The 9,957-nt window shown below is 68.5% G+C and carries 10 protein-coding genes; 7 read left to right on the forward strand and 3 right to left on the reverse strand.

What is annotated here, in order from left to right; all coding sequences use genetic code 11:
• Positions 1–167: 167 nt before the first annotated feature.
• Together valS and AAEX57_RS13770 are read left to right on the forward strand one after the other, a co-directional pair.
• Positions 168–2,780: a valine--tRNA ligase gene (valS, locus tag AAEX57_RS13765; RefSeq protein ID WP_342092845.1), complete on the forward strand. Its 2,613-nt coding sequence runs from the start codon at positions 168–170 to the stop codon at positions 2,778–2,780.
• 29 nt (positions 2,781–2,809) lie between these two features.
• The gene (locus AAEX57_RS13770; RefSeq protein WP_342092846.1) at positions 2,810–3,619 is read left to right on the forward strand and encodes an HAD-IIB family hydrolase; all 810 of its coding nucleotides are present in this window, start codon (positions 2,810–2,812) and stop codon (positions 3,617–3,619) included.
• A gap of 71 nt (positions 3,620–3,690) precedes the next feature.
• On the opposite strand, the gene AAEX57_RS13775 is transcribed toward AAEX57_RS13770, so the two are convergent.
• Positions 3,691–3,999 (reverse strand): zf-HC2 domain-containing protein, encoded by a 309-nt coding sequence (locus AAEX57_RS13775; protein ID WP_342092847.1) that lies wholly within the window; start codon positions 3,997–3,999, stop codon positions 3,691–3,693.
• A gap of 91 nt (positions 4,000–4,090) precedes the next feature.
• Between AAEX57_RS13775 and AAEX57_RS13780 the strand changes: the two genes are divergently transcribed.
• The 3 genes from AAEX57_RS13780 (at position 4,091) to AAEX57_RS13790 (ending at position 6,356) form a co-directional block, all read left to right on the forward strand.
• Positions 4,091–4,630, forward strand: coding sequence for a sigma-70 family RNA polymerase sigma factor (locus AAEX57_RS13780; protein WP_342092848.1), 540 nt, complete (start codon positions 4,091–4,093; stop codon positions 4,628–4,630).
• Positions 4,631–4,699: 69 nt separating this feature from the next.
• Positions 4,700–5,536, forward strand: a complete 837-nt coding sequence (modA, locus tag AAEX57_RS13785; RefSeq protein WP_342092849.1) for a molybdate ABC transporter substrate-binding protein — start codon at positions 4,700–4,702, stop codon at positions 5,534–5,536.
• Positions 5,537–5,555: 19 nt separating this feature from the next.
• Positions 5,556–6,356: an ABC transporter permease gene (locus AAEX57_RS13790; RefSeq protein ID WP_342092850.1), complete on the forward strand. Its 801-nt coding sequence runs from the start codon at positions 5,556–5,558 to the stop codon at positions 6,354–6,356.
• A gap of 9 nt (positions 6,357–6,365) precedes the next feature.
• Here the strand turns inward: AAEX57_RS13790 and AAEX57_RS13795 are convergent, their stop codons facing one another.
• Positions 6,366–7,574: an MFS transporter gene (locus AAEX57_RS13795; protein WP_342092851.1), complete on the reverse strand. Its 1,209-nt coding sequence runs from the start codon at positions 7,572–7,574 to the stop codon at positions 6,366–6,368.
• Between the two features lie 57 nt (positions 7,575–7,631).
• On the opposite strand from AAEX57_RS13795, the gene AAEX57_RS13800 reads away from it, so the two are divergent.
• A complete protein-coding gene (locus AAEX57_RS13800; protein ID WP_342092852.1) occupies positions 7,632–7,940 on the forward strand; it encodes a hypothetical protein in 309 nt (102 codons plus the stop codon).
• Positions 7,941–8,072: 132 nt separating this feature from the next.
• On the opposite strand, the gene AAEX57_RS13805 is transcribed toward AAEX57_RS13800, so the two are convergent.
• Positions 8,073–8,645 carry a hypothetical protein gene (locus AAEX57_RS13805; RefSeq protein WP_342092853.1) on the reverse strand — a complete coding sequence of 191 codons (573 nt, stop codon included), beginning with the start codon at positions 8,643–8,645 and terminating at the stop codon, positions 8,073–8,075.
• 301 nt (positions 8,646–8,946) lie between these two features.
• Between AAEX57_RS13805 and AAEX57_RS13810 the strand changes: the two genes are divergently transcribed.
• On the forward strand, positions 8,947–9,846 hold the full coding sequence (locus AAEX57_RS13810; RefSeq protein WP_342092854.1) for a PRC and DUF2382 domain-containing protein: 900 nt from the start codon (positions 8,947–8,949) through the stop codon (positions 9,844–9,846).
• Positions 9,847–9,957: the final 111 nt, after the last annotated feature.

Consider the following 9,957-nt stretch of genomic DNA (forward strand, 5'->3'; position numbering starts at 1 on the left):
CTCTGAGATGTCCGCACGTGACGCTAGCAGGAGCGGACAACCAGCCCCGGTCGAGTTCAAGGAATGTGAACAGTGCCCTCACCATCAGGCAGTCGTCGGTGCGGTCTCGGCGTTCGTCGCGGCCGTCGGTTCGCAGACTGTCAGTGGCACTCACTAGAATCGCCACCATGACTACAGATCCCTCCAGCACCATGTCCGCACCGACCCCGTCGACGGGGCAGGTACCGGACAAGCCCGTGCTCGAGGGTTTGGAGAAGAAGTGGGCCGCGCAGTGGCAGCAGGACAAGACCTACGCCTTCCAGCGCCCGGCGTCGCGCGAGCAGGTCTTCAGCATCGACACCCCGCCGCCCACGGTGTCGGGTTCGCTGCACGTCGGCCACGTCTTCAGCTACACCCACACCGACACCATCGCGCGCTACCAGCGGATGACGGGCAAGCAGGTCTTCTACCCGATGGGTTGGGATGACAACGGCCTGCCCACCGAGCGTCGGGTGCAGAACTTCTACGGGGTGCGCTGCGATCCGTCGATCGCCTATGACCCCGACTTCACTCCCCCGGCCAAGCCGGACCCGAAGAAGCAGGTGGCGATCAGTCGGCGCAACTTCATTGAGTTGTGCCACGAACTGACCGCCGTCGACGAGCAGGTCTTCGAGGACCTGTGGCGCACCCTGGGCCTGTCGGTGGACTGGGACACGCTGTACACCACCATCTCGGACGACGCCCAGCGAGTGGCCCAGCTGGCCTTCCTGCGCAACCTGGAACGCGGCGAGGCCTACCTCTCCGAGGCCCCGACGATGTGGGACGTCACCTTCCAGACCGCCGTCGCCCAGGCCGAGCTGGAGGCTCGGGACTACCCCGGTGCCTACCACCGGATTGCCTTCCATGCGCCCGACGGCAACGACGTCTACATCGAGACCACCCGGCCCGAACTGCTGCCCAGCGTTTGTGCCCTGATCGCGCACCCCGACGACGAGCGCTACCAGCACCTGTTCGGGACGACGGTGAAGAGCCCCATCTTCGATGTTGAGATCCCCGTACTTGCCCACGCGGCCACGGAGAAGGACAAGGGCGCCGGCATCGCGATGTGCTGCACCTTCGGTGACCTGACCGACGTGATCTGGTGGCGCGAACTGCAGCTGCCGATGCGCACCATCATCAACCGCGACGGCCGGCTGCAGGCCGAGACGCCGGAATGGCTGGTCAACGGCGACTTCTACGCCGAGCAGATGGCCACCAGGACCACGTTCACGGCACGCAAGAACATCGTCGAGAAGCTGGCCGAGACCGGCGAGATGGACGGCGAGCCCAAGCCCACCCAGCGCATGGCGAACTTCTACGAGAAGGGCGACAAGCCGCTGGAGATCGTCTCCACCCGCCAGTGGTACATCAGCAATGGCGGCCGCGACGATGCCCTGAAGAACACCCTGCTGGCCCGTGGCGAAGAGTTGGCCTGGACCCCGGAGCACATGAAGCACCGCTACTCCAACTGGGTCAACGGCCTCAACGGCGACTGGCTGGTCAGCCGCCAGCGCTTCTTCGGTGTGCCCTTCCCGGTCTGGTACAAGCTGGATGCCGAGGGCGAGCCGATCACCGCCGAGCCGATCGTCGCCGACGCCGCCAGCCTGCCGGTGGACCCGGCGAGCCAGTGCCCGCCCGGCTTCGACGAGAGCCAGCGCGGCGTGGCCGGCGGCTTCATCGCCGACCCCGACGTGATGGACACCTGGGCCACCAGCTCGCTGTCCCCGCAGATCGTCACCGGTTGGGAACGCGACGAGGAACTCTTCGGCCTGACCTTCCCGATGGATCTGGCCCCGCAGGCGCACGACATCATCCGCACCTGGCTGTTCAGCCGCGTGGTGCGCGCCGAGTTGGAGAACGGCCAGCTGCCCTGGAAGCGCGCCACCATCTCCGGCTTCGTCACCGACCCCGATCGCAAGAAGATGAGCAAGTCCAAGGGCAATGTGGTGGTTCCCACCGAGATCCTGGACAAGTTCGGCGCCGACGCCGTCCGCTGGCGCGCCGCGATGGCCCGGCCCGGGATGGACTCCCCCTTCGACGAGACCCAGATGAAGGTGGGCCGTCGCCTGGCGATGAAGGTGCTCAACGCCTCCAAGTTCGTGCTGGGCATGAGCTCCGAGGAGCCCAAGCCGATGGGCCAGAGCGGTCGCGTGGTCAAGAATGCGCTGGACCTGGCGATGCTGGCCAGCCTGGCCCGCGTCGTGGTGCTGGCCACCGAGGCCTTCGAGAACTTCGACTACACCACCGCGCTGGAGACCACCGAGAGCTTCTTCTGGGGCTTCTGCGACGACTACCTGGAGGCCGTCAAGGAGCGTGCCTACGGCGCCCAGGGTGCGGAGGAGGCCGCCAGCGCCCAGGCCGCGCTGCGCACAGCCCTGGACGTGATGCTGCGGCTCTTCGCCCCCTTCCTTCCCTTCGTCACCGAAGAGGTGTGGAGCTGGTGGAAGACCGGCTCGGTGCACACGGCCGCCTGGCCGAAGCCCGAGGAGTTGCCGATCGGCGGCGACGCCCTGCTGTTGGAAGACCTGGCGACGGTGCTGATCGCCCTGCGCGGCGCCAAGAGCTCGGCCAAGGTCAGCCAGAAGACCGAGGTCGTCCGGGCCAATCTGGTGGGCCGCGGCGAGGTCCTGGACCGGTTGAAGGACATCGAGGCGGATCTGCGGGCCGTCGGCCACATCACCGGCGAGGTGCTCTGGGCCGAGGCCGACGAGGACCTGACGGTTGAGGTCGCGCTTGGCGAGGCCCCGGTCAAGAAGGCCTGACCATCCCAACGGCTACGGAAGTGGGCAGCGTGAATTCCAAGACCTTCACCACGGTCGCAATCGATCTGGACGGCACGCTGTTCACCCCGCAGCGCGACTACGACCGGCCGCGTTTCGCCCGGATGCTCGACGCCTGCGAGGAACGCGACATCCGCGTCGTGATCGCCAGCGGGCGGCAGTACCTGAGCATGCGCACCATGTTCGACGAACCACTGCGGCTCGCCTTCGTCGGGGACAACGGTTCGGTGGTGGTGGACCGCGGCGGCGAGCTGGTGCACGCCGCCGTGCTGCCCGACGAGATCGTGCGTGACGTCGTGGCGCTGATCGACGGGCATCCGGAGATCCGCTCGGTGGCCAGCGGCCCGCAGGGCGGCTGGATGACCGGCGACGTGCCGGACCGAATGCGCGTGCTGATGAACAGCGCCTACGAGAACCTGAAGAGTGTCGACAGCCTGCATGAGATCGACGGACCGGTCAGCAAGTTCGCGCTGGTCACCCGAGAGGGACAGGCCGACCGGATCGCCGAAGAGTTGTCCGAGCAGCTCGGTGGCGCCCTGGTGCCGGTGACCACCGGTCATCAGGGGATGGACCTGATCGTTCCCGGCCGGCACAAGGCCTTTGGCCTGTCACTGCTGCTGGAGCGGTGGGGAGACCGCGGTTTTGACACGCTGCTGGCCTTCGGCGACAGCGCCAATGATGCGGAGATGTTGGCCGCCGCCGGCCTCAGCTACGCGATGGCAGACGCCCAACCGGCCGCCGTCGAGAATGCCAGGTTCCGGGCGCCCACCGGCGAGGAGTCGGGTGTGATGGCCGTGGTGGAGGAACTGCTCGGCCTCTGAGAATTTCGGTGCCCCTCGACAAGCTCGGGGATCGTGGCTTGGTCCGTGCCAATGTCACCACGATGACCGATTCAGCTGGCCTGTTCGTGGCAGGTGCAGGTGGGGCAGACGCAGTTGGTGCACTCACAGGGGCCGCCGGTGTGGCAGCTGCAGATGTGTGCCTCGGTCACGCCGATCAAGAAGGATGAGAGGTCCTTGGCCGGGCCGCCGGCGCTGAGCAACAGCTCCTGTTGCTCCTCGGCACGGGTGTGCCACTCAGCGCAGGCCGGGCACTCGGCGAGGTGCCGGTCCAGCTCCACCCGGGGGATCTCCGGATCCTCACCGTCGAGCAGCGCGGACAGGGAGGCACGCCAGCGCTCCGGCTGCCAGCACATGTCCATGTCGCAACCCTAGCCCAAGCCGGTCAGGCGCTATGGTAAGCCCGTGCTGAAGAGGGTGGGGCCACAGGGGCGCGCGGAGCATGATGCCCGCGTGACCGAGCTGGCCCTGCGGGCTGGCACGGGCGACCGTCCCGCGCTGGGCGAGTTCATTCGGCTGACCCAGGGCGACGTGTGGCGCTTCATCGCCCACCTGGCGGGCACCGAGGCCGCCGACGACCTCACCCAGGACACCTACCTGCGCGCGATGGATTCGCTGCCCTCCTTCGAGGGTCGCTCCCCTGCCCGTGCCTGGCTGTTGACCATCGCCCGGCGTGTGGTCGCTGACGCGGTGCGGCGTGACATTGCGCGCCCCCAGACCCCGTACTCCCCCGCCTGGCTCGCCTCGCACGCCGAGGCCGGGGCGGACAGCCTGGTGCTGGTGGAGGCCGCGGCCGTCTTCCAGACCTTGGCCGTCGACCGCCGGGAGGCCTTCGTCCTGACCCAGCTGTTGGGCTTCACCTATGAGCAGGCGGCCGAGGTGTGCGGGGTGCGGATCGGCACCATCCGCTCCCGGGTGGCCCGGGCGCGGCAGGAGCTCGTCGTCGCCTGTGGCGAGGGGCAGGAACTGGAGATCTCGGCCAAAGCGGTCTGAACGGGAACTTTTCGGCGCTTGCCGACGACTACTGGGGAACAGTGTCCAGTCCAAGGAGCCTCCAGCACCATGTTGTCCCGTCGCGGCGTGCTCGCCGCCCTCGCCGTCATTCCGCTTGCTGCCTGCGGGCAGGAGAAGTCGACTCCCGGCGGCAGCGCCAGTCCGGGGGATTCCGCCGGCGCATCCGGTGAGGCCGGGCAGGGCACCGTCGTCGTCTATGCCCCGGGCGCCATGGCCGCCCAGACCAAGAAGCTGGCCACCGCCTTCGCAGCCGCTGGGCTGGGCACCGCCACCTTCGAGGTGGGCCACACCCCCGTGCAGCGCGAGCAGCTGGCCAAGGGCGCGACGCCCGACGTCTGGATTGCCGCCAATCCCGATGACATGAGGACCACGGCGGACAAGGGGCTGGTGGCGAAGGATTCGGTGAAACAGTTGGGCCGCACCAAGCTGGTGGTCGTGGTGGCACCGGACAATCCCGGGAAGGTGGCCGCCGTGGCGGATCTGGCCAAGCCCGGCACCAAGGTGCTGCTCGGCGCCGAAACCCTGCCGATCTGGAAGGTGACCGCCAAGTCGTTGGCCAAGATCGAGGCCAAACAGCCCGGCTTCACCGCGAAGGTCCTGGCCAATGCCGTCTCCCGGGAGATGGGCGTGCAGCCGATCGTGAACAAGGTGCAGCTGGGCGAGGCCGATGCGGGCATCGTCTTCATCACCGACCTTCCAGCTGAGAGGAAGGGTCTGACCACCGTCGAGATCCCGGACAAGGTCAATGCGATGCTGCCGCTCTCCGCGGCGACGGTGTCGGCCGGAAAGAATGCCGCCGGCGCACAGGCCTTCCTGGACTTCCTGTCCACTGGGGAGGGCAGGAAGGTACTGGAGGAGGCAGGCTTCCTGCCTCCAGCCGTCTGATCACGGAAGCCTCCCCCGGGTGACTCAACACCGCGTGACCCGTCCCCGAGCACTGTGGCCCTTCATCGGCCCCGCCGCCCTGCTGCTGGCCCTGCTGGCAGTTCCGGTGGCGGGGCTGCTCTGGGTGGCGGTCAGCGGCGATCTGGGCGCGCACCTGGCCGACCCATCGGTGCACGCTGCCATCCGGCTGTCCCTGGTCACGACGCTGGTCAGCATGCTGGCGATCATCCTGACCGGAACCCCGCTGGCCTATCTGCTGGCCCGCTTTCGCTTCCCGGGCGCCCGGCTGGCACAGCTCCTGGTGGACCTGCCGATCGTCCTGCCGCCGATGGTCGCCGGGATCGCGCTGCTGGAGGTCTTTGGCCGCAATGGCTGGTTGGGCCGCCCGCTGGCGGTCTTCGGCATCACCCTGCCGTTCACCACCACCGCCGTCGTGCTCTCCCAGATCTTCGTCGCCGGGCCCTTCTTCGTCCGTGCCGCCCGGGTGGGCTTCGCGGAGATCGCCCCCGAGGTGCGCGAGGCCGCCGCGATGGACGGCGCCTCGGAGCTGCAGGCCTGCTGGCACATCATGCTGCCCGGTGCCCAGCGAGCCCTGATCAGCGGTCTGGTCCTGGCCTGGGCCCGTGCCCTGGGTGAATTCGGTGCGACGATCTTCTTTGCCGGCAACCGGGAGGGCGTCACCCAGACGATGCCGCTGGCCATCTTCATCGGTTTCGAGTCCAACCTGGGGCTGGCGATCGGCCTGTCCTTCGTGCTGCTGGTCACCAGCGTCGTGGTCCTGGCGGTGCTAGCCTGGACCGGCGAGCAGCTGGAGACCTGAACCCCCGCCTCAGCGACGCCGGATGGCCCGCTGCGGATCCGCCGCCGGAGTGAGGAAGAAGGCGATCACGAGCATCACGCCGACCGCCAGCAGGGCCTGCAGCACTCCGGTGTGGTCGCCCAACCAGCCGAGAACCGGCGGGCCTCCAAGGAAGGCGGTGTAGCCGATGGTGGAGACCACGCTGATCCGTCGGGCGGCGTGCTGCGGATCGTCGGCGGCAGCCGAGATCCCCACCGGGAAGCCCAGCGAGGCGCCCACCCCCCACAGCATCGTGCCGATGAAGGCCAGCGTGGTGTTTCCGAAGACCACCAGCGCGCAGCCGATCGCGGCCATGGCCAGCAGGGCGCGCAGCACCGGCACCCTGCCGTGGCGATCCAGCAGGCCCGTGCCCAGCACCCGTCCGGCGGTCATGAAGCTGAGGAAGACGGCCAGCGCGAGCACGCCGACCCAGTGCTGTTGATGGTGCCCCTCAACGAAGGCGACCGCCAGCCAGTCATTCGCGGTGCCCTCGGTGAAGGCCGCGGCCAGCACGACGACGCCGATCAGCAGGGTGCGGGGTTCCGTCCACGCCGAGCGGGTCGGCGCCGGGACAGCACTATCGGGTTCGATCTCCGGCTCGGCCACGGCGGGCACGAAGTTGCGCACCTGCCAGAGGCACACGCCGACGCACAGACCGACAGCGGTCACCAGGTGTGCCCAGATCGGCACTCGGGCGGCCGTCAGCCCGGCACCGATCAGCGCCGCCACCACGGTGCCGCCGCTGAAGGCCGCATGGAACCAGGGCATGATGTTGCGCCCCAGCCCCCGCTCCACCGCAGTGCCCTCCAGGTTCATCGAGACGTCCCAGACGCCCATCCCCAGACCGGTGAAGAAGAGCCCGGCCATCAGCACCTCCCGGGAGGCCAACAGGTCGATCCCGAGCGAGGCCAGCCCGATGCCAAAGGCCGAGACGAAGCAGCCGGCCAGCACCGCCCGGCCGGCACCCAGCCGGTGTGCGATCCGGCCGCTCAGCGGCAGGCCGACCAGCGACCCGCAGGAGACGGCCAGCAGCACCACCCCCAGGTCACCAGCCGAGAGCCCCAGCGTCGTCTTCACCTCGGGAATCCGGGAGGCCCAGGAGGCGAAGAGCACACCATTCATGGCGAAGACCAGCAGGGTGGCGGTGCGGGCCGCGGCGGTCGCCCGCGACGAAACAACTGACTGGGTGGTGGAACTCACCGGACGAGGCTATCCGACCCAGCCGAAAGTGTCGGCACCGGCTTCTAGACTCTCCCCGTGCCGTCCTACAGAGTGCAGTTCGAGATCCTTGGCCTACGCCCCGGCAACCGCCCGGAGGCGGTGCTGGACGGGGCCGTCACCGCCGTCCAGGAGAACTTCCACGTCGACGACCGGCAGGTGGACGTGGTGGCCGGGACGCCCCGGATCACCGTTCGTTTCACCGTGCCGGACAGCAGCGACGCCGAAGAGGTGCAACTGGCGTCGATGGCCACCGAGGCCGCCCGGGAGGCGGTGGACCAGGTGGCCATGGTCGGCCGGTACTGGGTGCTGCGCCGGCTGGGCGGCCGCTGGTTGCCCGTGGAATAGGCGGTTCCGGGACCACGATCCCCGAGCTTGTCGAGGGGCCGCACCAAGGCCTCGACAGGCTCGGCCATCGGGGTTGGGTCCGCAGACAGGCGACCACGATCCCCGAGCTTGTCGAGGGGCCCTCATCCGGGCTCAGTCGCAGTTGTCGCAAACTCCGGTGAGCGACATCTGCATGAAGCAACGCGGGCAGGTGTTGCCCTGCAGGGGCTCCTTCTTGGCGGCGCGGCCGCCGACCACCTTCTTGGCCGCCGGCGTCTTCCCCACCACGACGACGGGCCGGGTGGCGCCCGCCAGACTGGTGCCGGGCTGCGGCGTGGAACCCTGCCAGCGTCGGTAGCAGGCCTCGCGCTGATCGGCGGCGTGCTCCTCGCGGTCCTCGAAGTCCACCGGAATCCTGGCCAGCCGGAGGATTTCGTCATAGGCCTGACCGACGCTGCCGTCGCGGCGGGTGGCCAGGGCGGTCAGCAGGGGCAGCTTCTCCCCGTCGCACTTGCGCGCGATCATGCCCAGCAGCGGCGCGATCCACTTGGCGATCGGCTGCTTCGTGCTGATCCCCGAGCGCTGCTGCACCAGCCGCGCGAGCTTGGCGTACTCGATCGTGGACTGGGCACCGGCCGTCTCCACCAGCAGCTCGTGGGCCGCCTGTGCCCAAGCCTTCACTGCGCTCACCTGGTCGACGAAGTCGCCGCTGTCCCGAACTGGCATCTGCTCCCCTTGTTGATCGTGCTGCGTGGCCGCTTGCCGGAAAAGGGCCTTGCAGATCATAGCCACTTGGCGGCGTGCTCCGTCTGCTGGCAGGTTATCCCAGCGGCCCTCCCCTCCCGACGCGGGCCCCAGCGCGCCCGATGATGATGAAATCCCCCCGGGTAGGGGGCACATTTCGCTCACAGCCGAGCTTTACGCCTGTCAGCGAAATCGCTTGTCATGCGCCGGAATTTCCCTCTAGCTTGGAGATTGTCCGGGAAAGCACTCCCCTACTGGCCACTGGCCAAAAGGAGAAATACCAATGACTGACAACACGCAGGACTACGACCGTTACTACGGCACCGTGATCGACTCCGAGGGCAACAAGGTCGGCGAGGTCGGCCAGGTCTACCTCGATGACGCGACGGGTCGCCCGGAGTGGGTCACCGTCAAGACCGGCCTGCTGGGCATGAAGGAGACCTTCGTCCCGCTGCGCGGTGAAGAGGTCGCCAACGGCGAGATTCGCGTCCCTTACACCAAGGACCAGATCAAGGGTGCCCCGAGCATCGATCCCGAGGGTCACATCACCGAGGCCGAGGAGCAGGAGCTGTACCGCTACTACTCCCTCGAGCAGGATCAGACCGGCTACGACGCCAACCGCACCGACGTTGCCGCTGCCGGTGGCGTGGGTGCCGCTGGCTACGCCAGCCGCAATGACGACGCCCGTCGCGACGTGGCCGTCGATCGTGACGCCAACCTGGCCGAGGGCGACGTCGTCCGCCACGAGGAGCGCCTGAATGTCGGCACCCAGCAGGTCGAGAGCGGCCGGGTGCGCATCCGCAAGCACGTCGTGAACGAGCAGCAGAGCGTGCAGGTGCCGGTTTCCCACGAGGAGCTGCGCGTCGAGCGCACCCCGATCGTGGACGGCGATGTCGTCCAGGGCGGCCACCTCTCCGAGGGCGAGACCGAGGTGGTGCTGCACGAGGAGCGCCCCGTCGTCTCGAAGGAGACCGTCGGCGTGGAGAAGGTCCGGGTCGGCACCGAAGAGGTCACCGAGAACCGCACCGTCACCGAGAATGTCGCCAAGGAGCGCATCGAGGTCGAGGGTGACGTGGACGGCGCCCGCGGCGAGTTCCGCGCGGATCGCGACGAGCAGTTCCGCGACCCGTCGCTGAAGGAGAAGATCGAGAACAAGGTGGACGACCTGCGCGACAAGCGCTGAACCACCGGCTGATGCCCCAGCGGGCACCCAGCAACCGGCCGCGGGGGGGGGAAAGGGGGGGGGGGGGGGGGGGGAGAGATGGGGGGGGGGGGGGGGACGGGGGGGGGAGGA

The sequence above is a fragment of the Luteococcus sp. H91 genome (assembly GCF_038433135.1).
Classification (GTDB): Bacteria; Actinomycetota; Actinomycetes; order Propionibacteriales; family Propionibacteriaceae; genus Luteococcus.